A 23,518-nucleotide genomic window follows, 5' to 3' on the forward strand; every position below is an offset into this window, starting at 1 on the left:
ATGTCAGCTTATACGGCTCGATAAAGCAGAGCTGCCAGTCCGCTCTCTGCCATCATCTGTCGAAAGCGAGTGCTCCGGTGAGGTCGCCTGGGGGCGGCCCGCCGGCGGCGACCATCGCGCGCTCGCGCTCGATCAATCCCGGCAGCTTTTTCAGCCCGAAACGTCGCGTGAGGAAACGCGCGATGGAGCCGGTGTCATAGATCGTGTGATCGACTGCGCCGCGGCGCGCATGGGGAGAGACGATAATCGCCGGAATACGCGTCCCGGGACCCCAGCGATCCCCTTTGGGCGGCGCGACATGATCCCACCACCCGCCATTTTCGTCGAAGGTGACGATGACGAGCATTTTTTCCCATTGCGGGCTGTTGCGCAATGCGTTGATCACACCCGCGATATGGCGGTCGCCGGCATCGACATCCGAATAACCGGCGTGCATGTTGAGGTTGCCCTGCGGCTTGTAATAGCTGACCGCGGGTAGGCGCCCGGCCTCGACGTCGGCGAGGAATTTGTTGGTTCGCGCCGTTTCACCGAGGCCGCCGTCACGCAAGTGCCGGTCGCGTTTTGCCGTGCCGGGGGCGAATTGCACGAAATAGTTGAGCGGCTGGTGGTGGGGCTGGAAGTTGGGCCGGGTGGGAAATTCGGCGTCGGTGCCGTGCCCGGCCAGTGCAGCACCCCAGCCGCCAGCATACCAGGCCCAGTCGACCCCGCGGGCCGAGAGCATGTCGCCGATCGTGGCGTGGCGTTGGGGCACGAGCGTCTTGGCGCTGGACCAGTCCGTATAGCCCGGCCGCCCGGCATCGAGATCATAGCTCGGGGCATAGGGTGGCAGCATCGTGTTGACCGCGTAGAAATCGGGCGTCAGCGAATTGGGCACGAAGCGCACCGGACCGTCCATCGCGCTGGCTGGAGATTGGGCGGTCTGCCTGGGACGGATACCGCGCGGGTCGTTTCCGTCCAGCAGGGTGAGGCGTCCCTTCGCCGGGCCCTTGTCGGCGTTCGGATAATAAGGCGGGCGCGCCGCGACCAGATATTGATGGTTGAGAAACGAGCCGCCGAACGCGCCCATGAAGAAATTGTCGCACAAGGTGAATTCGCGCGCGATCTGCCACAGCCGAAGGTTGGCGGCATTGTCCGCATAATAGCCCATGACGAGCGCGCCGCTGTTGCCCCACGCAACGAAACCGTCGTTGCGGCCCCCGTTGATCTGCAACTGGTTGTTGTAAAAGGCGTGGACGAGATCGCGGGTGACCAGACCATGCGGCAGGGGGTCGCCTTCGGGCGTCGTGAGCGCGAACGGCGCGTTGGCGAGCGCCGCATGGACGGTCTCGTCGCTCAGATATTCGCGGTGCTCGACGACCTGCCGGTGCGGCACCAGTCCTTCCCATATCGGCGGCAATTGTTTCAGCACCCCACCGTCGCGGTCGCGCTGGAGATAGCGTTCGGGCGGCACCGCGGAAAGCGGCTGCTCGACCCCGGGAAAGTCACCGAACAGATTGTTGAAGCTGCGGTTCTCGGCATAGATGATCACCACCGTGTCGATGGCATCGCGCAGCGCGGCATCGGTGACCGGCCTGGCGGCGGGTGCCGCCGGTGCGGCGGCGGCTCCCGCATCGCCCATGGCCGCAGCGCCCACCGCCGCGGCGAGGCCCCCAAGCAACAGGCGGCGCTCCGGGGAAAGAGGTTTGTCCGAACCCGGTGAATTCTCGCTCATCTCGTCTTCCTCATGCTGGGCCGCATCGTCCTGTTCGACGCCTATCGGATTCGCTTGCGCTCGCCGCGCTCCTGCACCGGGGCCTGTTGGTCGGCGCCCGGAATGAAGGGAAAGGGCAGCGTCGCCGCGTTGTTTCTGGCAAGCGCCAACGATTCCTCCGTCGCCGGCAAGACCGGTGGCCTCGCCGCAGGCCGATGGAAACGGAAAACCGAGGTGAGATCACCGAAGGTTCGGCGGCGCCAGGCGCTGATATTGGGCTCGCGGACGCCGGTGATCCGCTCCAGAAATTGCAGGATCGACGTATGGTCGAACGGCTGGCTCGAAACCCAGCCGCCGGCGGTCCAGGGCGATATGATGATGCACGGCACGCGAAAGCCGCCGCCGATCGGCAGGCCGCCGACGAATTCATGCGGCGTTCCGGCGGGGGGCACGGGCGGCGCGACGTGGTCGAACAGGCCGTCGTTCTCGTCATAGTTGAGGATGAAAACCGTCTTGGCCCAGACATCCGGGTTGGCGGCGAGTTCGTTGAGCCGGCGAGCGATGAAATCGGCGCCGGCGGCCGGCATGTAATCGGGATGCTCGCACCCCTCGGCGGAGGGCATCAGCCACGAGACGGTCGGCAGGCGATCGTGACGCACGTCATGGGCGAACCGGCCCTCGTCGGCGTCCGGCAACCCGCGCAGCGCCAGTTGCGAACCGGCCGCGGCGTTCCGGAACTGTGCGACATATTTGAAGATGTTGTTGGGGCGTTTCCCCATCTCGCCATATTGATAGATGCGCCAGTCGATCCCGGCGTCCTGCAATCGTTCGGGGTAGGTCTTCCAGCGAAATCCGCCGGGCGGCATGATGTTCTCGATCACCGGCCCGCCGCCCGCCCCCTCGGGATCGAGCATGCCGGTCATATAATAGAATCGGTTCGGCCAGGTCGGCCCGATCACCGAGGAATGATAGGCGTCGCAAATCGTGAACGCTTCGGCCAGCGCATAGTGGAACGGGATATCCTCGCGCTTGAAATAACCCATCGTATAGGGACCATTTACCCCGTCCGCCGCGCGGTGCGCCGGCAGCCACCGATCCATCCCGCCGCCGTTCCACGCCTGATGCTGCACCGTCCATTCATGACTGGTGGAGGGCAGTTTCTGCGCATTGGTCGAAAAGGTGTCGAGGTGGAACGGCAGCAGATAGCCGTCGGGGTTCGCGGCATCGGGCTGGTGAAAGACGGTCCTGCCGGTGGAAAGCATCAGGGCATCGGGGTCGCCGAAGCCGCGGACGCCGGACAGCATGCCGAAATAATGATCGAACGACCGATTCTCCTGCATCAGCAGCACGACGTGCTTGATGTCCTTCAGCGTGCCCGCGCGCCGGGGCGGCTGCGCCATCAGCTTTTGCACATTGGGCGGCATCAGCATCGACGCTGCGGCCACCGACGCGATTTGCGCCGCGTTCGTGAGCAGACGGCGGCGGGTAAATGGGGGCGTCGTCGACATCCGGCGCTTTTTCCTTCGCTTATCCGCTTCGATCAATCCTGACGCCAAGGCGTGGCTGGTGCGCCGCGTCTGCGAGGAAAGGGCGTTTCAGCTATCTGGTTCGGATTCCGCCGTGCACCCAGCCACTATTTCGCCGGCCCGCTCGACAGCGTCGGCCATTGGACCCCGAGCTGTTCCAGATATGACCCGTAACGCTGCGGATCATAATAATGCTTTGCGAGCTCGGACTGGTACCGCGCCATGGTTTCGGCATTCAGCCAGGTCGGCGGCGTGTCGTCCTTTGCCAGCATCGAAACATAATGCTGGTCCTTGGTCTGCACCTCGCGGAAATAGCGCTTCGCGTCCGCCAGCAGGTTCGGCTTGGTCAGCAGATCGACGACGGTCATCGCCATCACCTTGGCCCCCGCCTGAACGCCCTTGTGCGCGATCGGGGTCGCCATCGCGATGGCGTTCGCCCAATTATGCCCCGGCAGCCCCGGGATATTGGCCGGATAGCGGATGGTGATCGTGGGCACCGTCCAGCTCACATCGCCGATATCGTCCGATCCGGCCGATTTCGGCTCCTTGGGCGGCGGGCCGAACGCCATCAGCTTTGTCGGCAGCCCGGTCGTCACCGTCGCGCCGACATTCGCCTGCACGGCGCGCGCGAAGGCCTGATCGTCGGCGTCCCATTCGGGCAGGCCGACCGCGACGACATTGGCCTGTGCCGCTTCCGCCATCGGCCGGTTGAAGTGCTGGGTGGCCGCCACGCCCAGGATTTTCCGGCTGACGGTGGTGCTCGTCATCCTGGCGGCGCCGTCGGCAACGGCGTCGGCGGTCGCCAGCATCTTTTCGATGGCGTCGAAATTCATCTCGCGCAAATAGAACCAGATTTTGGCTTCGGACGGCACCACATTGGGCTGGTCGCCGCCTTCGCTGATGACATAGTGCGATCGCTGTTCGGGCCGCAGATGCTCGCGTCGCATCTCCCATCCATCCGCCATGGCGATCACCCCGTCGAGCGCCGAGCGCCCCCGCCACGGGGCAGCCGCCGCATGAGCGCTTTCGCCCTCGAACGTATATTCGACGCTGATCATTCCGGTGCCACTCGGCTGACCCCAGGCGGTCGCGAGTTGGCTGCTGACGTGACTGAAGATCGCCGCGTCGACATCCTTGAACACGCCGGCCCGGACGAAGCGGGCCTTGCCGCCCAGCAATTCCTCGGCGACGCCCGGCCAGATCACCAGCGTGCCCGCAGTATTCGTGCGGACCATCCAGTCCTTCACCGCCAGCGCCGCGACGATGTTCATCGCCTGGCCGCTATTATGCCCCTCGCCATGGCCCGGTGCGCCGTCGACCATCGGTTGGCGCCAAGGGATGCCGGGGGTCTGGCTTGCCTTCGGGATGCCGTCGATGTCGCTGCCCAGCGCGATCACCGGGCCGCCGGTGCCGTTCACCCACCGCGCGACCCAGCCCGTCGGCAGTCCCGCGACATTGCGCTCGATAGCAAATCCCTGCTTTTCGAGCAGGGCGGTCAGATAGCGTTCGGTCTCATGTTCCTGGAAACCGACCTCGGCATAGCTGAACAGTTGATCGTTGATGACTTGCGACAGCTTGGCCCGCGCTTCCACCCCGCGCACGACTTCGGTCTTGGCGCCACGCGGTGCGGCCTGCGAGGCGGTGGGGACAGCGAGCGCCAGTATTCCCGCAGCGGCGATAGCGGATCGGATCATGCCCCGACTCTCCTCGTTCCAAATGACAAGCGAGGGTCATCCTCGCTTGTCATTCCAGCTTGTCGATCAGAAATTCAACTTGACCGTGGTGAAGAAATACCGGCCGACGACCCCATATATTCGGTCATCGCGGTAAATCGTCGGCATATGGGTCGGCATGATGTTGAAGATATTGTTCACGCCAAAGCCGAACTGATATTTATCCCCGATATCATATTGCACGGACAGGTCGTTATAGACCTTCGCCGGAATATGCTGCCGCGGATAGGCTTCATCCGAATCGGTGTTCAATTCATACGTCGCGGCGCTGATGAAACGCGTGTTGAGCGCGATGTTGAGGGCGTCGATCTTGTACGACGTCAGCAGGTTGCCGCGGAACCTCGGATTCTCCCAGGCGCCATCGGAAACGACGTCCCCTTCGGGGATTCCCGGTGTCGTTTCGGTCACCTTGTCGAGCAGGTAGGTCCCCTTGAACGACAGGCTGAGCGTGCCCTCGCCCACAGGCCGGCGATAGCCCACCCCGATATCGACACCGCGCGCATAGAGTCGGGCGGCGTTCAACTGGTTCGATTCAACCCGCGTCGCATAATGGGTGACCGGATCGCGGGTCACGCGAGCGCAATAGGGGTTGTCGACCGTCGGCGCGTCGACGCAGAGCCGGATAAGGGTCGCGTAGGAGAATTGGGTGATGACATTCTTGATGTCGATATCCCAATAATCGACGGTGATATCGAGGCCCGGCAGGAACCGCGGTTGCAGAATGGCGCCCAGCGTCAGGCTGTTCGAGGTTTCAGGCTTGAGGTCGGGGTTGCCGCCGGTGACGACGACGGGGCCGATCCTGGGGGTCTCGAAGGGGGTGTCGATCCCCAGAGCCTTACAGTTCGCCGCCCGCGTCTGGGAGGCGTAATATAGCGCCAGCGAGCAGGCGTCGGTATAGGCGCCGGTGAGCGTCTCGACCTTTGCTTCGTAAAGCTCGCCGAAATTCGGCGTGCGGACGCTTCGTGACACGACGCCGCGGAAGCTGAGGCCGTCCACCGGCGACCACATGGCCCCCGCTTTCCAGGCATGTGTGCTGCCGACGGTGCTGTAGTCCGAATAGCGATAGGCGCCCTCGACCTCGAGCCGCCGCGCGAACGGCAGGTCGCGGAGGAGCGGAATGACCACCTCGCCATAGGCCTCGCTCACATTGAACGATTTGTCGAGTTCGGGGTGTTCGGACGGACCGGCCCCGTAAACCAGCTCGCCCGCGAGCGCGAGCGGATCGTCCGTGGTCTTCAGCGTCTCCTTGCGATGCTCGACACCCACGGCAACCGACACATCGCCATAGGGAAGCGCAAACAGGGGGCCGTTGACGTTCGCGCCATAGATCTGCTGCGTGTTGACCCGCCGTTCGTGCCGGTCGGCCATCGCCCACTTGATCTGCGCCTCGGTCGCCGGCTCGGTGCTGAAGATGTCGAATGGCACACAGCCCTGCGCACGCGCCGCCGCATCGCGGCAGATGGGGGCGCCGGTCACCGGATCGGCGATGGCGTCGCGCGCGGCGATCCAGTGCGATTTCCAGGGAACATTCGCTTCGGTGACATCGTCGGTAACACGGCCGTATTGCCAGAAGGCCTCCCATTTGAAGCTCGACCCCAGCTTGCCGCTGAGCGAGGAGCCGATGGTGTAGCTTTCCCGGTCATGATCCTCTTCCCGCTCGGGGAAGTTGCCATAGGTCCGGTCGATATACAGCGAGGTCAGGTTGTTATCGAGCATCACCTGCCGGACGGAGTCAGGCAGATAGGGGTTGTCCAACTTCGCGCTGGCGCCGCGTCCGCCGGGCACCGGGCCGGAGAAATAGGTCGTCCGGCTGTCGTCGCGCCAATAATTATACGTCCCGTCGTACTTCTGGCGCGCATAGGAAAAGTGCGTGCTGAATTCGATGGCGTCGGTGATGCTGTAGTCGACCCGCCCCATCAGCGCCAAGGACTTCAGCCCGCCCCGGAATTGATCGCGGTCGCTCAGGTTCCTGCCGTCGCCGCCATCGCATACGGCATATTGTCCGGGGCTGTATTCGATGTCGCAGTTGGATTCGCGCACATTGCCGTTTTCGACCATATAGCGTTGACCGTTCAGCCAATAGGTCGGCACATAATCGAAATAGAGCTGCCGGGTGTTCGGCGCGAGCACCCGATCGGGGATGCCGTCATCGATGCCGGTATTGTCCGGGTTTGCCCGATAGGTCGGCCAGTCCCGCCAGTCGAAACGGTCGGTATAGATCAGCGGATTGGATTGCGAATAGGTGCCGCCGATCGAGAAGGAGCCCCGGCCGTCGGCAAATTTGCCGCCGGTAGCCAGCGAAACCAGATATTTCGCGGCATCGCCCCGCTCCGAAATGCCGGCGAGCCCCGAAATGTGCAGACCCTCGATGTTACGCTTGGTGATGATGTTGACGGCACCCGTCACCGCGTCCGCGCCATAGATCGCCGCGGCGCCGCCGGTCACGACCTCGATCCGATCGATCATGCTCACCGGGATCATGCCGATATCGACCGCGGACGATCGCGCAGAGCCAGACACGCGACGCTGCCCGTCGATCAGCGTCAGGCTGCGATTGGTGCCGAGATCGCGCAGGTTGACGGCCGCGATTCCCGCGTCCCAGCCCCTGACGTCGCTGCTGAGATTCTGGTTGGTGCCCAGCGCCGGGTCGAGCTCCAGCGCTTCGATGGCGCTGGTCCGGCCAAGGTCGAGCGCCCGCTCCATGTTGGTGACACTGACCGGCATCGGAGACTCGAGCTCGGGCCGGGCGATGCGCGATCCGGTGACGACGATCGCCTCTCCACTCGCTTGCGCTGCGTCTCCATCGCCGGAAAGTCCGGCGTCGGACGATGGCGTCTGCTGGGCGAATGCGGGGGCGGCGAATGCCATCAACATCGAAACCGTCGACGTCGCGAGAAACAGGCTTGTCTTAGACCTCATTACGTCCTCCACTAAAATATTGTATTTATTGGATAATCTGAATTTCCCGTGACGCAAGCCGCAGGCTGGCCGGGGCACGCGGTCCGAACCCCCTTTTGCGTGGCGGCCTCGAATCTACAATATCGTTAATGTAGAATTGCCAGATCATGCTCCAATAGTCAACGATCTTGCTATCGCACGGATTTATGACATATTTGTGCCATTCATCCGGGTGGAAGCAACCCTATGGACAGATCGGATATGTCAAATTACGATAACGATAATGTTCGATAGAGGAGGTAAGGGCGGTTGGCTCGTGACACGCATGCTACCCCGCTGACGCCGCCCGCCGGCGCGCCAGCCGCGGTTCGACCTCGCGGCGGCGCGCGCCGGCCGCTCCGAGAGCGATGCGTGGGCGTCGTGGCTGCCGCCGAATCGCGGAGCATGGGTTTCCGTGCGGCGGCTTCGGTGCGCCGATCGTCCGGGCAGCGCGGGGCGCACCCCAGGGCCGGGCGGACGCGCGACACGCCCCGCCCCGGCAGCGCAAGGCCCTCGATCCTGTCTGGCATCGCCCGAATCGCGACCGACTTCATTGCCAGAATGCTCGATCTGAACGATGAGATCGCACCATGCGCCGCACCCAAGGCCGGCGCTCCGGCCCGTCACCTTCAATCGATTGGACCCATCCGTTGACCCAAGCTCCGACCGTGACCGCCGGCCCGGCATCGGCAAAGAAAATGCCCCGAAAGGCATGGTTTATCATCGGCCTTGCGATGGCGCTGCTGGTCCTCAACTATTTCGATCGGCAGACGCTGGCCATCCTCAAGCCGGTCATGAAGGCGCAGCTTGCCTTCGACGACGAAGCCTATTCGCTGCTGACCTTCGCGTTCATGCTGCCCTACATCGTCATGTATGTGGTGAGCGGGCGGCTGATCGACCGGGTCGGTACGCGGGTGTGCATGACCGTGTTCGCGATCGGCTGGTCGGTTGCGAACATCGCCTCGGGCCTGTCTCACAGCTTCGGGCATCTTGCCGCGTCCCGGGTGTTGATGGGCGCCGCGGAACCGGGGGCCTTTCCGGTCGTTCAGCGCGCCATCCTCAACTGGGTTCCTGTCGAACGCCGCGCCCTCGCGATCAGCATTGCGACGCCGGCCGGAAATATCGGCGCCATCCTCGCCCCGCCGTTGATCGCCTTGCTGGCAACGGGCCTCAACTGGCGCGCGGCGTTCGTGATACCGGGGGTGATCGGGATCGTCGTCGCGGTCATGTGGTGGTTCACCGACACCAGGCACGGCTCTTCCGCGCAGCCGGTGCCGAACGCTCCGTCGCCATTGCCCGAAGCCGTCGATGAAGAGGCTCCGTCGGTCAAGGCGCTGCTCAGGGACAAGAGATTCCTGGCGATCGTCGCGGCGCGCATGATCAGCGACCCGGTTTGGTATTTCTATCTGTTCTGGAGCGCCGGCTATCTCCAGGAGCGCGCCGGGCTGTCGCTCGCCGAACTGGGCTTCGTCGGCGGCATCCCCTATATCGTCGCGGTGCTGGTCTGCATCGCGCTCGGCCGCCTGGTCGACCGCTATACGGAGCGCGGACATGATCCCATCCGCGTTCAGCTTCGCGTCTTCGCCCTCAGCGCCGCGCTGATGCCCTTGGGCGCGCTCATTACCATGGCGTCGAGCGCGTTCGTCGCGGTGGCCATCATCACCGTCGTCGTCGCCGTCTGCCAGGCCTGGTTCGTCGGATATAACGTCCTCCTGGCGGGCCTGTTTCCGGTCAAGATCAACGCGTCCGCGGTGGGGATACTCGGCGCGGTCGGCGCCAGCACGTCGCTCGTTCTCAACCTTCTGGCCGGATCGCTTCTCGCCCAGTTCGACTATATCGCGCTGTTCGCGGGACTGGCGATCCTGCATCCGGTCTCCGCGGTGATCCTGTTCATGGTGATCGGGCGGAGCAGGGCAAGGCGTGCGGCCGCGACCGGTGCGTGATCAGCGCGTCGTCGATGCCCGGATCGCGAGTTCCGGAACGATGCGCTCGGTCACGATCCGATCGTCGGCCATGCCCTGAATATGGTCGAGAAGGCGCCGCGTGGCGCGCCGCGCAACCTCCTCGAAAGGCAGGAGCAAGGTGGAAAGCGGTGGCTCCATGAACCGCGTGAACGGAAGGTTTCCCCATCCCATCACCATCACATCATCGGGAATGCGGATATTGCGCTCGCGCAGCGCACGGTAGAGGCCAAGGGCGTAATAATCGTCCCCTACGACGAAGGCATCGGGGCGCCGGCCACGATCGAGCAAGTCGGCGGCGACGCGATAGGCATCGTCGGCATGCCACGATTGGGAAACGCGAAACGAACGGGCAGGGGGAATGAGCGCGAGATTGTATCGAGGATCGAACGTCAGCCCGTGCCGCTCGAGCGAGTGCCGGAATCCCTCGGTCCGAAGCCGGATGGTCGAAAAGGGCATGTCTTCATCGAGCAGCACGACGTCCTTCGCGCCCCTGGCCAGAACGGCGTCGGTTGTGAGCTGGATGCCCGCGTCATTGTCGGTGGAGTAGAAATCGACTCCCAGTTCCGGAAGTTCGCGGCTGACGAGGACCAGCGGAATGCCCGCCTTGATCACCGGTGTCCATGCGGTGGAGCGTTCCTGCACCGGCGCCGCGATGAGGCCGTCCAGTCCGGATCGCAGCGCCCGGTCAATGGCATCGCGCTCGCGTTCCGCCGATTCGTACGAAAGGAGCAGCAGGACGGTGTAGCCGGCATGTTGCGCCTGAAGCTCGACCTCGCTGACCAGATCCGAGAAAAAGGGGTTCGAAATATTGCTGACGATTACGCCGATCGTCTTGCGTGCGCCGAGGACGAGCGAACGGGCATGGATATTGGGAACATAGCCGAGGCGTTCGGCCTCCGCCTTGATCAATGCGCGGGTGGTCGCGCTGACCCCCGGCCGGTCGTTCAACGCGCGCGATATCGTATTCGCCGTCAGCCCCACGACCTTCGCGAGATCCTGGAGCGTGGGCTGACGCCGCCCCCTGCTTACTTCCGCCATGCACGCACCTCCTTGAATGATAAGTCTAGCGCCCATCGCGGCACGCAAAACAACATTATCGTTATCTTATAATTCCATTTTCAGCAATTTCTGTGATATGCTAACAATTAGCAAGATTTAGATAATATCCTAATATATCATGATGATAAAGTCATCATTGACTGGATGATGAGCATGTGGCAGAGATACATTATCGATATCTAACATCTTTGCAGCGAGTGATTCAGGCCACGGCTCCAAGGCAGCCGAACGCCTCTCCCATTCAACCACCCGAACTGGCCAGTAGAAGAAGTATGTCCGCGATATTCAAACAAAATGCGTCGATCAGCGTGCCGCGCAGCGAGGTGCCTGTCGGTGGCAGCTATGACGTCGTCGTCTGTGGGGGCGGGCCCGCCGGCCTGATCGCTGCCGTGGCGGCCGCCCGCAACGGCGCGAAGACGCTGCTCATCGAACGCTACGGATTCGTCGGCGGGATGTCGACGAGCGCGCTGGTGACGCCGATTAGCGAATTTCGTCATTTCGGTAAGCAGCATATCGGCGGAATTCCGTTTGAGCTCCTCCAGAAAGCCGCCGAGCTCGGCGGCGCAAACGTCGCGCTCGAGAGCGGGAATTTCCCCGTCAACGACGAGATACTGAAACTCGCAGCGCAGCGTCTTCTGCTCGAAAGCGGGGTGACTTTGCTCTATCATAGCTGGTTTTCGGACTGCGTCGTCGAGGGCGACCGCGTTACCCATGTCATCGTGCAGAACAAGGCGGGCCGCGTCGCCTATGAGGCGGAGGTGTTCGTCGATTGCACCGGCGACGCCGATCTCGTGCGCGCGGCGGGCTTCCCGACCACCAAGGGCGACGTCCTGCAGCCGGCGACGTTGTGGTTCCAACTCGGCGGCGTCGATACGGACGCGCTCGATTATCTGTTCCGCGACGCCGTCGACGGGATGCTGCCGGTGTCCGAAATGATCCGCGGCCGGCTGCTCGAACTCAATGAACAGGGCGAGATTCCGATTTTCGGCGGCCCGTGGATCAACAAATTCTTCCACGACGGCATGGTCAGCATCAACGTGCTCCGCGAGGCGACCGACGCCAGCGACCCCGAATGGTTCACCAGGACCGAATGCAGCCTGCGCGAGAATCTGCAGCTCATCATCGAGATCCTGCGCCGCGAGTTTCCGGAATTTCGCGACTGCTGGCTGGCGAAATCGGGCATCCAGACGGGGGTGCGCGAATCCTATCACATCGTCGGCCTCTATGAGCTGCAACGCGACGACATTCTGTTTCCGAAGGCTTTTCCCGATACGATCGCGAAGGGCGCGCACGTCATCGACATCCACTCGAGCGACAGCAACGACCAGGACGGCCTCGTCATCCCGCGGCAGGAATATAATGTTCCCTTCCGCTGCCTGGTGCCGCGCGGCAGCGTCAATCTCGTTACGGCGGGCCGCTGTCTGAGCGCGGACGGTCCCGGCTTCGGCTCGGTTCGCGTGATGGCGACCTGCATGGCGATGGGGCAGGGTGCGGGAACGGCGGCGGCGTTGAGCGTCCAGCACGGCTACAGCATGTCGGCGATGAATTTCGAGCATCTGCGCGAAACGCTGATCGCGCAGGGCGCGGTGATCGATTTCGACAATGTCGTCGCCCCCGCGGCTCCGATCGAACTGACCGTCTATCCCGCGGTCAGTGCTGCCCGGTGATCATGGCCCGGCTTTCCGAAAGAATGTGAGATGAGCGTCGCCCGTCCCCGATATGACCGCGCGCGGCTGACGCCAGGAATTCTCCATATCGGCCTGGGCAATTTCCACCGGGCCCATATGGCGACCTACCTCGACGATCTGTTCGCGCTGGGTGAGGGGCATGACTGGGCGATCCTCGGCGCGGGTGTGCGTCCGGCCGATGCCCGGATGCGCGAAGCGCTCGAGGTGCAGGACTGGCTATCGACGGTCATCGAACTCGACCCCCGGGGCAAGCGCGCGCGCCGTGTCGGCGCCATGATCGGCTTCGTGGAGGTCGATCCCGCGAACGGTCCGCTGATCGAGGCGATGCGCCGGCCGGAGATCCGCATCGTCTCGCTCACCGTCACCGAAGGCGGCTATTTCATCGATCCCGCGACCGGGCGCTTCGATCCGGCGGCACCCGAGATCGCCGCCGACGGCGCGGCGCCCGATCGCCCGGCGACCGCCTTCGGGGCGATCGTCGCGGCACTTAGGGCCCGCCGCGACGCCGGCATCATGCCCTTTACGGTGCTGTCGTGCGACAATCTGCCCGGCAACGGCGATGTCGCGCGCGCCGCGGTGGTGGGGCTGGCCCGCCTGTCCGACCCCGGCCTTGCCGACTGGATCGACACCCACGTCGCCTTTCCCAACGCCATGGTCGATCGCATCGCGCCGGCGACCGGCCCCCGCGAGCGCGCGATCGCGGCGGCGTTCGGCCTTGGCGACGATCCGGTGCCGGTGACCTGCGAGCCGTTCCGGCAATGGGTGATCGAAGACCGCTTCCCCGCCGGTCGTCCCGCCCTCGAAAAGGTCGGCGCCATTTTCACGCCGCGCGTGCACGACTTCGAGACGATGAAGATCCGCATCCTCAATGGCGGCCATGCCGCCATCGGCTATCCGGCGGAGCTTCTGGGGATCGGGCATGTCCACGAAGCGATGGCCGATGGCAGGATCGCGGCCTTCCTCGACAAAATCGAAACCGACGAGATCGTGCCGATCGTCCCCCCGATTCCGGGTCACGATCTGCACGACTATAAGGAGCTCGTTCTGCAGCGTTTCTCGAACCCCGAGATCGCCGACACCGCGCGCCGCCTGTGCTTCGACGGATCGAACCGCCAGCCGAAGTTCATCATCCCGTCGATCAGGGACAATATCGCCAGAGGTGTCATGCCGACGGGGCTGATCCTCGCCAGCGCCTTGTGGTGCCGCTATTGCGAGGGCACCGACTCCCGAGGCCGCACGACCCTTCCGAACGACCCCCATTGGGACATGTTGACGGCGGCAGCGCGCGCGGCAAAGCAGGATCCCGCCAGATGGATCGGAATGCGCGCGATCTACGGCGATCTTTCGGACGATCCCGCGTTCGTCGCCGCGTTCGGGCAGGCGCTGCGTCTCGTCTGGAACGAAGGGGCAGGCGCGGCGATGGCGCGCTATGCAGAAGGCTGACCGATGCGACCTGCGCTCGCAGAAATCGACGAGAGCCAGACGCCGCCGAACACATCCGCCAGCATGAGCAGAGCGAGCCTTACCTTATGATGGAATATCCGCCCAGCCGCCGCACCCTTCTTCGTGCCGGTGGACACGCCGTGCTGTTTGCCGCGCTGGCGCGGACGCCTGCGTTCGCCGCGCCAAAATTTCTCGACGACCCGTTTACGCTCGGCGTCGCCTCGGGTGATCCGGCGCCCGATGGCTTTGTCATCTGGACCCGCCTCGCGCCGAAACCGCTCGAACCCCATGGCGGCATGCCGGCCGAGGCCGTGCCGGTCGGCTGGGACGTCGCCGAGGACGAAACATTCCACAGGATCGTGCGAACCGGCACCGCGCTGGCGCGGCCCGAACTGGCGCATTCGGTTCATGTCGAGGTCGAGGGCCTCGGCAGCCATCGCCGCTATTGGTATCGTTTCGTCGCTGACGGAATCCCCAGCGACATCGGCACCGTCCGCACCGCGCCCGCCGCCGGGGCGGTGCTGGACCGGTTGCGGATCGCGGTCGCCGGATGCCAGCATTACGAACGCGGGCTCTTCACGGCATGGCGCCATATCAGCGAGGAGCCCGACCTCGATCTCGTCTATCATTACGGCGACTATATCTACGAAGGAAAGACCGCCGGCCCGGCGGCGGCCGCCAAAGCGCCCCTCGTGCGCCACCACAACAGCGATAAGCTCTATAGTCTCGATGATTATCGGCAGCGTTATGCGCTCTACAAGGTCGATCCCGATCTTCGGGCCGCCCACGCCGCCACGGCGTTCGTGTCGACATTCGACGATCATGAAGTGGAGAATAATTGGGCGGGCGATCTCGATGACGGCAGTACGCCCAGCGAAGTCTTTCTGCTCCGCCGCGGCGCCGCGATGCAGGCGTGGTACGAGCATATGCCCGTCCGCAGGAGCCGGTTCCCCTATGGCGGATCGCCGCAGATATATCACCGGCTCGATTTCGGTCGGCTCCTGCGCCTTCACGTCCTCGACAAGCGCAGCTACCGCAGCATTCGTCTTTGCGAAAAGCCGGGTGACGGCAACTGCGTCGATGTGCGGGACAAGCCTGACACGATGCTGGGCGATGTGCAGGAACGCTGGCTCGGCAAAGGCCTGACGTCCGATTTCGCCTGGAATCTGCTGGGACTGGGCGGCCTCGTCATGCCGTTCGACCGGTCGGCGCAGAAAATTCCATCGAACGGCTACGACAATTGGACGGGCTATCCCGACGCACGCGAGCGGCTGGTCAGGATGATCCAGAAACGCGGCAAGAATGTCGTGATCGCCGGGGGCGACAGCCACATGTTCTTCATCGGCAATCTGCCGTCGCGTCGCGGGGACCTAGAAAGCCCGCCTGTCGCGCCCGAGTTCCACGGAACGTCGGTCAGCTCGATCAGCACCAACGGGCTTCCCATCGGCCCCGATCCGCGCGCGGCGACCAACCCGCATATCTCGATGATCCATGATCAGCGCGGCTATCTGTTGTTCGACGTCAAACCCGAAATATGGCACACCGATCTGCGCGTCGTCGACCAGCTGTTCACCCCGGGCGGCCGCATCGGCACGCTGGCGCGCTACGTCGTGGAGCCCGGCAGGCCGCAAGCGGTCAGGGCCTGATCGCCGTTCAGGACGGATCGGATTTTTCGTCACCACTGGCTCGGAAGTTCCCATGACATATTCTCCATTGATTGCCGGTCTCGAACTGGGCGGCACGAAATGCGTCGCCATTCTGGGGACCGGGCCCGACGATGTTCGGGCCCGCGAAACAGTGCCGACCACCGATCCCGCGACGACGTTGGCGGCGCTGGAGAAGATACTCGACGGCTGGTGCTTCGATGCGCTCGGCATCGCCGCCTTCGGTCCGCTCGATCTCGACCCGCGCAGCCCGGATTATGGCTCCATCAGCGCCACCCCCAAGCCCGGTTGGAGCGGGACCGATCTCACGCGCCGGTTCGCAGCGCGCTACGGTGTGCCGCTGGCCATCCAGACCGATGTGGTCGGCGCTGCGCTTGCCGAACAGCGCTGGGGCGCTGCGCGGGGATTATCGAGCCATTGCTATATCACGGTAGGCACCGGCGTTGGCGTCGGGCTGATCTCGGGCAACCGGCCGGTGCAGGGCGTGGCGCATGGCGAGGCGGGGCATATGCGCGTGCACCGGGCGCCCGGCGACGATTTCGCCGGCGCGTGCCCGTTCCACGGCGATTGCATCGAGGGTTTGATATCCGGGCCGGCGCTCGCCAGGCGGTTCGGCCGACCGGCGCACGAGCTTCCCGATGAAGGCGTCGAATGGGATCTGTTTGTTCATGACCTTGCGGGGTTGCTGCATAATCTGGTCGTCACGGCAGCGCCCGAGCGGATCGCGATCGGTGGCGGCGTGATGGCTTCGCGCGAACGGCTGTTTCCCAGGCTGCGCGCCGCACTCGCCGCGAGTATCGCCGCCTATGGGTCGCTCGCCCCTTATGCCGCGCAGCTCGACGACCGCCTTGGCCCGCCTGGACTGGGGACGATGGCTGGTCCCTTGGGCGCGCTCGCGGTAGGGTTCGATGTTTTGGACAAAGCGGACGGATAAGCAGCGGCCGGAAACGTTGGCCGGGTTCTTATGACTCAGCGCCTGCTTTGGACGCGCCTCTGCTGAGAGCTGCCAGTCCACACATGGCCAATGGCCGTCCAATTCATATCTTCAGGTATTTGGCTGTCATTCTTGAAAAGGGCCAGCGCGCATCGGTCCAGTATGATTCGCGTAGACGCGATCAAGATCGACTTGGGAGACCAAGGCAGCGAAAACCTAAACGACTGTGCAGGGTTCGAACAAAAAATCGCTCCATTTCAAGCGCACAAAAGAGCCTGAAACTTGAGCTTGTGCTATGTAATAGAAATATCGAACCCTAAATCTTTAAAAAATTGTGTAAATTCAGGGAGTGCACATATGGTGGTGAGCCCTGCTGGGTTCGAACCAGCGACCTACTGATTAAAAGTCAGTTGCTCTACCGACTGAGCTAAGGGCCCATCGTGGCGCCGGTGGCCGACGCCAGAAAAGGAGCGGTCGCCCTAGTGCGCTGCGGCGCGCCGGTCAACTGCCTTGCGGGCGACCGGCTTGGGACGGATAAGGCGCGCGGCGAGTTGACGGATCGTGTGCCCGCTCAGCGGATGGCGCCAGCCGGGCGCGATGGCGCGGAGCGGGCCGAGCACGAAGGCGCGGTCGGTCATCGCCGGATGCGGGATGTGGAGTTCGCCGTCGCTCCACGCGCCGCCCGACCATAATAATATATCGAGATCGAGCGTCCGCGCGCTCCAGCGCTGGCCGGTGCGGCGGCCGAACTCGGCCTCGATCCGTTGCAGGCGTGCGAGCATGTCGGGCGGGCTGAGCGGCGAGGCGACGAGCGCGACCGCATTGGCATAGCGGCGGCGCGAAGGGCCGATCGGCTCGCTGGTGATGATCGGGCTGACATCGACCGGCTCGACGTCGTCGGCCTCGATCGCCGCCAGCGCCGCCAGCAGCACCCGTCGCGGATCGCCGTGGCGCGCGTGCCGGCGATTGGAGCCGAGTCCGATGGCATAAAGCGGCAGGGGGGCCGGGAAGGGCGTTGCGCTGGTCATCCCCCCGCGCCTATCGCAGCCGCGTGGAGATTGACAGCCCCTTGCCCGGCACCGAGCCGCCGCGCGATTGCCCGCGCTGTCCGCGGCTCGTGGCGCTGCGCCGCGAATGTCAGGCCGAATATCCCGACTGGTGGAACGCGCCCGTTCCCTCTTTCGGCGATCCCGATGCGTGGCTGGCCTTTGCGGGACTCGCGCCGGGCAAGCATGGCGCGAACCGCACCGGGCGGCCCTTCACCGGCGACTATGCGGGCGATCTGTTGTTCGCGACGCTCGCCGAGTTCGGGCTCAGCAGGGGGCATTATGACGCCCGGATCGACGACGGGCTGACTCTCGACGGCGCGATCATCGTCAACAGCGTCAAATGCCTGCCGCCGCAGAACAAGCCGATCCCTAGCGAAATCGCCCATTGCCGCCCGTTCTTCGAGGGGCAGATGGCGGCATTGCCGAAAGTGAAGGTGGTCATCGCGCTCGGGCGGATCGCGCATGATGCCGCGTTGAGGGCGGAAGGCGTCCGGCTCGCCGCTTGCCCCTTCGCGCACGGCGCGGTTCATGCGCTGCCGAGCGGGCGGCATCTCGTCGACAGCTATCATTGCTCGCGCTACAATACGAACACCGGGCGGCTGACGCCGGAGATGTTCGCAGATGTCTTTCGCACCGCGCTCGCGCTGCGCGATCAGACGAGCGAACGAAATTCCTCGACGACGGCGCGGTAAAGCTGGCGCTTGAACGGCACGATCAGCTTTTCGAGATCGTCGAGTTCGACCCAGCGCCACGAACGGAATTCGGGGTGCGGGGTCGCGATATCGACGTCGCCATCGTTGCCCATGAAGCGCATCAGGAACCAGTGCTGGCGCTGGCCGCGATATCGGCCGCCCCACATCTTGCCCATCAGATGATCGGGCAGGTCATAGAAATGCTCGGTCCGGCTGCGCGCGATAATCTCGACAAGGCCGCCGTGGATGCCGGTTTCCTCGCCGAGTTCGCGGATCGCGGCGTCCTCGGCTTCCTCGCCCGGATCGATCCCGCCCTGCGGCATCTGCCATGCGTCGGCGGACGAATCGAGTCGCTGGCCGACGAAGACGCGGCCGTCGCGGTTCGCCAGCATCACGCCGGCGCAGGGGCGATAGGGGAGAGAGTCGTCGCTCATGCGGTCGCTTCGGTGACGATCGCCTTCAGCACCGTCAAGGCGCTGCGGATATCGTCCTTTGCGCTCGGGATGCCCTGCGCGAGGCAGATATAGCCGTGGATATTGCCTTTCGCCTCGCGATAGGTCGTCGGTACGCCGGCTTCGATCAGCTTCGCGGCATAGGCACGGCCCTGGTCGCGGAGCGGGTCGAGCCCCGCGGTGATCAGCAGCGTCGGCGGCAGGCCCTCGGCGGGAAAATCGATCGGTGAGGCACGGCGGTCGACGGGGTCGGCGGCATATTGGTCGCCGAACCAGATCATGCCGGCTTCGGTCAGCAGATGGCCCTCGCTGAAATCGCGGTAGCTCTGCCAGTCGTTGTGCGTCGTCACGGCGGGATAGATCGGGTGGATCGCCACCACCGGCTTCGACGCGGGCGCGTCGCGCAGCGCGAGCGCGGTGACGATGGTCAGGTTGCCGCCCGCGCTGTCCCCCGACAGAACAAGGCCGGTGCAGGGGATGTTGTCCGCGACCCAGCGCGTCGCCGCCTCGCAGTCGATCGGCGCGGCGGGGAAGGGATGCTCGGGCGCGAGCCGGTAATCGACCGCGACCACCGGCATGTCGAGGATGCGCGCGGCTTCGGCGCAATAGGGGTCGTGGGTTTCGAGGTCGCCGATCACCCAGCCGCCGCCGTGATAGAAGACCATCACCGGCCCCGCCGCGCGGTCGGGGCGGTTGTCGTAGATGCGGATCGGGATGTCGCCCGCGGGGCCGGGAATCGCCTTGTCCTCGACCTTCGCGATCTCGCCGCGCGGCACGTCGGCCATCTGCCCCATCACGCGCATCATCTGGCGGCCCGCCTCGGGCGGCATCTCCTCCATCTTCGGACCTTCCTGCGCGTTCAGGAAAGCGAGAAAGGCGGCCACGTCGGGCCGGGTGTAATGGGTCGTGCCGTCGGTCATCCTGTCATCCCTCGATTGTTTTTCGGCCCCAGCTATTCGGCATCGCCCGCCGATATTCAATCGCAAAATGAAACCCGTCGCGGCCTTCGCCTTTGCGGCGCACAATTTTTTCTGAATTGCGGCTTGCGGCTCGCGGGCCTAGGCCCATGTCAGAGGTTCGCAAGATTCAAAGGCAGACACAGAAAATGGCGACAGCGGTAGCGGACGAAGCCGGCAAGCGGCAGTCCCCTCTTTCCGACGCAGTGGTGGTTCGATTTGCAGGCGATAGCGGCGACGGGATGCAGCTGACCGGCGGTCAGTTCACGCTATCGTCGGCCCTGGCGGGCAATGATTTCGCGACCTTCCCCGATTTTCCCGCGGAAATCCGGGCGCCGCAGGGGACGCTGTTCGGCGTTTCGGCCTTTCAGATCAACTTCGGATCCTCGTCGATCGACACCGCGGGCGACGCGCCCGACGTGCTCGTCGCGATGAACCCGGCGGCGCTCAAGACCAATGTCGGCAATCTCAAGATCGGCGGCCTGATCATCGCCGATGAGGGCGAGTTCAACGACCGCAACCTCGCCAAGGCCAAATATGAGTCGAATCCGCTGGACGACGGCAGCCTCGCGAAATGGCAGCTTCTCAAGCTCAACATCAGCCAGCTCACGATGGACGCGGTGAAACCGTTCGGGCTCGGTAACAAGGAAGCGCTGCGCTGCAAGAATATGTGGACGCTGGGGCTGGCGCTCTGGATGTTCGACCGCGACCGCCAGCCGCTGATCGACTGGCTGAATGCCAAATTCGCCAAGGCGCCCGAACTGGCCGCGGCCAACGTCGCGGCGCTCAACGCGGGCCACGCCTATGGCGAGACCGCCGAGCTCGCGGGCCCGCTCAAACAGCATCATGTCGATCCCGCGCCGGTCGCGCCGGGCCTCTATCGCACGCTGACCGGGGCCGAGGGCATCGCGCTCGGCCTCGTCGCGGGGGCGCAGCTTGCCGAGCTGCCGATGTTCTTCGGCGGCTATCCGATCACGCCGGCGTCGGCGATCCTGCATCACCTGTCGCGGCTCAAGGAATATGACGTCACGACCTTTCAGGCCGAGGACGAAATCGCCGCCATCTGCTCGGCGATCGGCGCGAGCTATGGCGGCTCGCTCGGCGTGACCTCCTCGTCCGGGCCCGGCATCGCCCTCAAAGGCGAGGCGATGGGGCTCGCGATCATGACCGAGCTGCCGCTCGTCATCGTCAATTCGCAGCGCGGCGGACCGTCGACGGGCCTTCCCACCAAGACCGAGCAGTCGGACCTCTATCAGGCGGTCTATGGCCGCAACGGCGACGCGCCGATGCCGGTGATCGCGGCGCGCTCGCCCGGCGACGCCTTCGAATGCGCGATCGAGGCGTGCCGGATCGCGGTGCAATATATGACCCCGGTGATGCTGTTGACCGACGGCTATATCGCCAATGCGGCCGAGCCTTGGGCGGTTCCTGATCTGACGGCCTACGAAGCCTTTCCGGTCGAATTTCTGACCGAAGTGCCCGAAGGCGGCTTCAAACCCTATAGCCGCGACGAAAAGCTCGCGCGGCCGTGGGTCAAGCCGGGCACGCCGAACCTGCTGCACCGTATCGGCGGGATCGAGAAGGAGGTCGATACCGGCCACCTCAATTACGCCCCCGCCAACCATCAGGCGATGACCGACCTGCGCAAGGCGAAGATCGACGGGATCAAGGTCGCCGACCAGATCGTCGAACTCGGCGCCGAGGGCGGCAAGCTGGCGGTCGTCGGCTGGGGCTCGACCTTCGGCCCGATCCACCAGGCGGTGCGCCGCAAGCGTGCCGAGGGCGTGGACGTCAGCCATATCCACATCCGCCACATCTGGCCGCTGCCCGCGAACCTGAGCGCGCTGCTCAAAAGCTATGACAAGGTGATCGTGCCCGAAATGAACACGGGGCAGCTCAAGACCGTGTTGCGCGACCAGTATCTGGTCGATGCGAAGCCGGTGAACAAAGTGTCGGGCCAGCCCTTCACCATCGCCGAAATAGAGAGCGCGATCGAGGAGGCGCTGGGGTGAGCAAGGCCGCCCTGATAGTGATCGACGTTCAGCGGGGCATGTTCGCCGTTCCGGACCAGCCGCCGCATGACGGAGAGGTGGTACTGTCGCGGATTGCCGATCTCGTGGCGCGCGCGCGCGAAACATCGACGCCTTTGATCTTCGTCCAGCATGACGGCGGGGCGGGCCACCCGCTCGAAAAGCCGACCGAAGGTTGGGGCGTGCATCCGGATACGGGCTATCGCGCGGGCGATGCGGTGGTCGAAAAGCGCTATCCTGACGCCTTTCAGGATACCAATCTGCAAGAACGCCTCGCGGATCTGGATGTCTCCACGCTCGTTCTCACCGGGATGATGACCGAATATTGCGTGGACACGACCTGCCGCCGCGCTTTTTCGCTGGGATATGATGTCGTTTTGGCAAGCGATGCGCATACGACATTCTCGAAGCCCGGCATCAACGCCGACATGATCGTGCGGCATCATAATGAAGTTCTCGGCAACGGTTTCGCGAAGGTCGAGGCCGCGGCGGATATTGAATTCAAGCAGTACGAGGCGCTCCAATGAACGAAATGACCACCATCGCGCGGACGACGACGCTCAAGGATTGGGAGACCGATCAGGAGGTCCGCTGGTGCCCCGGCTGCGGCGACTATGCGATATTGAAGGCGGTGCAACGCACCTTGCCCGACATCGGCGCGGTGCCCGAAAATACGGTGTTCGTCAGCGGCATCGGCTGCTCGTCGCGCTTTCCCTATTATATGGAAAGCTATGGCTTCCACACGATCCACGGCCGCGCGCCGGCGTTCGCGACGGGGCTGAAGCTCGCCAATCCCGAACTCGACGTGTGGATCGTCACCGGCGACGGCGACGGGCTGTCGATCGGCGGCAACCACACGATGCACCTGATCCGCCGCAATCTCGATTGCCAGATCATGCTGTTCAACAACGAGATTTATGGCCTGACCAAGGGGCAATATTCGCCGACCAGCCGCGTCGGCACGACCAGCCCCTCGACCCCCTATGGCTCGGTCGACCGGCCGGCGCAGCCCGCGGCCTTCGCGCTCGGCGCCGGCGCGCGCTTCGTCGCGCGCGGGTTCGACGTCTCGAAGGAACTGCCGAACGTGCTGAAGGCCGCGCACGCGCACAAGGGCGCGGCCTTTATCGAGATTTTCCAGAACTGTATCGTCTATAATAAAGATGTGTTCGAGGATTTCGCTGCGCCCAAGGGCGCCGAGGACCGCCAGCTCTGGCTCAAGCAAGGCGAGCCGATGCTGTTTGCCAAGGGCATGAAGGGCATCGCGCTCGACAATCAGGCGCTGACGCTGAAAGTCGTCGATGTCGTCGACGGCGACTGGCAGGCAGCGGGCGTGATCGTCCACGACGTCACTAACCGTAGCGTTGCCCATATGCTCGTCGAAATGCGTTTCGGCGAATTCCCGATGGCGCTCGGCGTCCTCTACGACGACCCGCGCCCGACCTTCGAGGCCGACGTCTGGCGCCAGAACAAGGCCGCCAGCGAAGGCAAGACCGCGGACCTGCAAAGCCTGCTCAAGAAGGGGCAGACCTGGACGGTAGCCGAGGGCGGGCCGGAGCTCTAATAAATCTCGCACAAAGGCACGAAGGCACAAAGGGGGCGGGCGTGCACGATGTCGAGAAAATGGCGGCCGCCGCCGTTGATTGCGGTTACAGACTACATCGGGAAACCGGGCCGGGCCTGCTGGAGTCGGTATATGAGATT

17 protein-coding genes and 1 tRNA gene are annotated in these 23,518 nt (G+C 64.2%); 9 read left to right on the top strand and 9 right to left on the bottom strand.

The window, feature by feature from the left end:
- Positions 1-52: 52 nt before the first annotated feature.
- The 4 genes from acpA to OJI97_RS00130 all read right to left on the bottom strand — a co-directional run bounded on the left by acpA (position 53) and on the right by OJI97_RS00130 (position 7,868).
- Positions 53-1,618, bottom strand: a complete 1,566-nt coding sequence (gene acpA, locus OJI97_RS00115) for an acid phosphatase (RefSeq protein WP_297659544.1) — start codon at positions 1,616-1,618, stop codon at positions 53-55.
- A gap of 134 nt (positions 1,619-1,752) precedes the next feature.
- Complete coding sequence (locus OJI97_RS00120; RefSeq protein ID WP_297659547.1) at positions 1,753-3,198, bottom strand: alkaline phosphatase family protein; 1,446 nt, start codon at positions 3,196-3,198, stop codon at positions 1,753-1,755.
- Positions 3,199-3,323: 125 nt separating this feature from the next.
- Positions 3,324-4,910, bottom strand: coding sequence for an amidohydrolase (locus OJI97_RS00125; RefSeq protein ID WP_297659550.1), 1,587 nt, complete (start codon positions 4,908-4,910; stop codon positions 3,324-3,326).
- A 66-nt stretch (positions 4,911-4,976) separates the two neighbouring features.
- Positions 4,977-7,868: a TonB-dependent siderophore receptor gene (locus tag OJI97_RS00130; protein ID WP_297659553.1), complete on the bottom strand. Its 2,892-nt coding sequence runs from the start codon at positions 7,866-7,868 to the stop codon at positions 4,977-4,979.
- Positions 7,869-8,620: 752 nt separating this feature from the next.
- Here OJI97_RS00130 and OJI97_RS00135 point away from each other — a divergent pair.
- Complete coding sequence (locus OJI97_RS00135) at positions 8,621-9,829, top strand: MFS transporter (RefSeq protein WP_297659556.1); 1,209 nt, start codon at positions 8,621-8,623, stop codon at positions 9,827-9,829.
- Here OJI97_RS00135 and OJI97_RS00140 read toward each other — a convergent pair whose 3' ends face one another.
- The gene (locus OJI97_RS00140; protein WP_297659558.1) at positions 9,830-10,888 is read right to left on the bottom strand and encodes a LacI family DNA-binding transcriptional regulator; all 1,059 of its coding nucleotides are present in this window, start codon (positions 10,886-10,888) and stop codon (positions 9,830-9,832) included. It abuts the gene before it with no gap.
- A gap of 293 nt (positions 10,889-11,181) precedes the next feature.
- On the opposite strand from OJI97_RS00140, the gene OJI97_RS00145 reads away from it, so the two are divergent.
- The 4 genes from OJI97_RS00145 (at position 11,182) to OJI97_RS00160 (ending at position 16,638) form a co-directional block, all read left to right on the top strand.
- Positions 11,182-12,576, top strand: coding sequence for an FAD-dependent oxidoreductase (locus tag OJI97_RS00145; protein ID WP_297659560.1), 1,395 nt, complete (start codon positions 11,182-11,184; stop codon positions 12,574-12,576).
- A 30-nt stretch (positions 12,577-12,606) separates the two neighbouring features.
- The gene (locus tag OJI97_RS00150) at positions 12,607-14,040 is read left to right on the top strand and encodes a mannitol dehydrogenase family protein (protein ID WP_297659563.1); all 1,434 of its coding nucleotides are present in this window, start codon (positions 12,607-12,609) and stop codon (positions 14,038-14,040) included.
- An 86-nt stretch (positions 14,041-14,126) separates the two neighbouring features.
- Positions 14,127-15,686, top strand: coding sequence for an alkaline phosphatase D family protein (locus OJI97_RS00155; protein WP_297659566.1), 1,560 nt, complete (start codon positions 14,127-14,129; stop codon positions 15,684-15,686).
- A gap of 52 nt (positions 15,687-15,738) precedes the next feature.
- Positions 15,739-16,638 (top strand): ROK family protein, encoded by a 900-nt coding sequence (locus OJI97_RS00160; RefSeq protein ID WP_297659569.1) that lies wholly within the window; start codon positions 15,739-15,741, stop codon positions 16,636-16,638.
- A gap of 361 nt (positions 16,639-16,999) precedes the next feature.
- Here OJI97_RS00160 and OJI97_RS00165 read toward each other — a convergent pair.
- Positions 17,000-17,075 (bottom strand) — tRNA-Lys (locus OJI97_RS00165).
- 42 nt (positions 17,076-17,117) lie between these two features.
- Complete coding sequence (gene folK, locus OJI97_RS00170) at positions 17,118-17,666, bottom strand: 2-amino-4-hydroxy-6-hydroxymethyldihydropteridine diphosphokinase (RefSeq protein WP_297659572.1); 549 nt, start codon at positions 17,664-17,666, stop codon at positions 17,118-17,120.
- Positions 17,667-17,689: 23 nt separating this feature from the next.
- Here folK and OJI97_RS00175 point away from each other — a divergent pair, with 23 nt between their 5' ends.
- Positions 17,690-18,379 (top strand): uracil-DNA glycosylase, encoded by a 690-nt coding sequence (locus OJI97_RS00175; protein WP_297659575.1) that lies wholly within the window; start codon positions 17,690-17,692, stop codon positions 18,377-18,379.
- Here OJI97_RS00175 and OJI97_RS00180 read toward each other — a convergent pair.
- Together OJI97_RS00180 and OJI97_RS00185 are read right to left on the bottom strand one after the other, a co-directional pair.
- A complete protein-coding gene (locus OJI97_RS00180) occupies positions 18,340-18,813 on the bottom strand; it encodes an RNA pyrophosphohydrolase (protein WP_297659578.1) in 474 nt (157 codons plus the stop codon). The genes OJI97_RS00175 and OJI97_RS00180 overlap by 40 nt on opposite strands.
- Positions 18,810-19,751: an alpha/beta hydrolase gene (locus tag OJI97_RS00185; protein ID WP_297659581.1), complete on the bottom strand. Its 942-nt coding sequence runs from the start codon at positions 19,749-19,751 to the stop codon at positions 18,810-18,812. Before OJI97_RS00185 ends, OJI97_RS00180 begins: the two co-directional genes overlap by 4 nt.
- A gap of 185 nt (positions 19,752-19,936) precedes the next feature.
- Here OJI97_RS00185 and OJI97_RS00190 point away from each other — a divergent pair, with 185 nt between their 5' ends.
- From OJI97_RS00190 to OJI97_RS00200, 3 genes are read left to right on the top strand one after another with little or no spacing between them, the layout of a single operon-like run.
- Positions 19,937-21,799: a 2-oxoacid:acceptor oxidoreductase subunit alpha gene (locus tag OJI97_RS00190; RefSeq protein ID WP_297659584.1), complete on the top strand. Its 1,863-nt coding sequence runs from the start codon at positions 19,937-19,939 to the stop codon at positions 21,797-21,799.
- Positions 21,796-22,344 carry a cysteine hydrolase family protein gene (locus tag OJI97_RS00195; RefSeq protein ID WP_297659586.1) on the top strand — a complete coding sequence of 183 codons (549 nt, stop codon included), beginning with the start codon at positions 21,796-21,798 and terminating at the stop codon, positions 22,342-22,344. Before OJI97_RS00190 ends, OJI97_RS00195 begins: the two co-directional genes overlap by 4 nt.
- Positions 22,341-23,378, top strand: a complete 1,038-nt coding sequence (locus tag OJI97_RS00200; RefSeq protein WP_297659589.1) for a 2-oxoacid:ferredoxin oxidoreductase subunit beta — start codon at positions 22,341-22,343, stop codon at positions 23,376-23,378. Before OJI97_RS00195 ends, OJI97_RS00200 begins: the two co-directional genes overlap by 4 nt.
- Positions 23,379-23,518: the final 140 nt, after the last annotated feature.

This window comes from Sphingopyxis sp., from assembly GCF_025869345.1.
Taxonomy (GTDB): Bacteria; Pseudomonadota; Alphaproteobacteria; order Sphingomonadales; family Sphingomonadaceae; genus Sphingopyxis.

Coding starts and splice junctions, on each gene's coding strand:
- OJI97_RS00120 (WP_297659547.1), bottom strand. CDS start 3,198: ATGTCGACGACGCCCCCATTTACCCGCCGCCGTCTGCTCACGAACGCG.
- acpA (WP_297659544.1), bottom strand. CDS start 1,618: ATGGGCGATGCGGGAGCCGCCGCCGCACCGGCGGCACCCGCCGCCAGG.
- folK (WP_297659572.1), bottom strand. CDS start 17,666: ATGACCAGCGCAACGCCCTTCCCGGCCCCCCTGCCGCTTTATGCCATC.
- OJI97_RS00200 (WP_297659589.1), top strand. CDS start 22,341: ATGAACGAAATGACCACCATCGCGCGGACGACGACGCTCAAGGATTGG.
- OJI97_RS00160 (WP_297659569.1), top strand. CDS start 15,739: ATGACATATTCTCCATTGATTGCCGGTCTCGAACTGGGCGGCACGAAA.
- OJI97_RS00135 (WP_297659556.1), top strand. CDS start 8,621: ATGGCGCTGCTGGTCCTCAACTATTTCGATCGGCAGACGCTGGCCATC.
- OJI97_RS00185 (WP_297659581.1), bottom strand. CDS start 19,751: ATGACCGACGGCACGACCCATTACACCCGGCCCGACGTGGCCGCCTTT.
- OJI97_RS00145 (WP_297659560.1), top strand. CDS start 11,182: ATGTCCGCGATATTCAAACAAAATGCGTCGATCAGCGTGCCGCGCAGC.
- OJI97_RS00140 (WP_297659558.1), bottom strand. CDS start 10,888: ATGGCGGAAGTAAGCAGGGGGCGGCGTCAGCCCACGCTCCAGGATCTC.
- OJI97_RS00190 (WP_297659584.1), top strand. CDS start 19,937: ATGGCGACAGCGGTAGCGGACGAAGCCGGCAAGCGGCAGTCCCCTCTT.
- OJI97_RS00125 (WP_297659550.1), bottom strand. CDS start 4,910: ATGATCCGATCCGCTATCGCCGCTGCGGGAATACTGGCGCTCGCTGTC.
- OJI97_RS00130 (WP_297659553.1), bottom strand. CDS start 7,868: ATGAGGTCTAAGACAAGCCTGTTTCTCGCGACGTCGACGGTTTCGATG.
- OJI97_RS00155 (WP_297659566.1), top strand. CDS start 14,127: ATGATGGAATATCCGCCCAGCCGCCGCACCCTTCTTCGTGCCGGTGGA.
- OJI97_RS00180 (WP_297659578.1), bottom strand. CDS start 18,813: ATGAGCGACGACTCTCTCCCCTATCGCCCCTGCGCCGGCGTGATGCTG.
- OJI97_RS00150 (WP_297659563.1), top strand. CDS start 12,607: ATGAGCGTCGCCCGTCCCCGATATGACCGCGCGCGGCTGACGCCAGGA.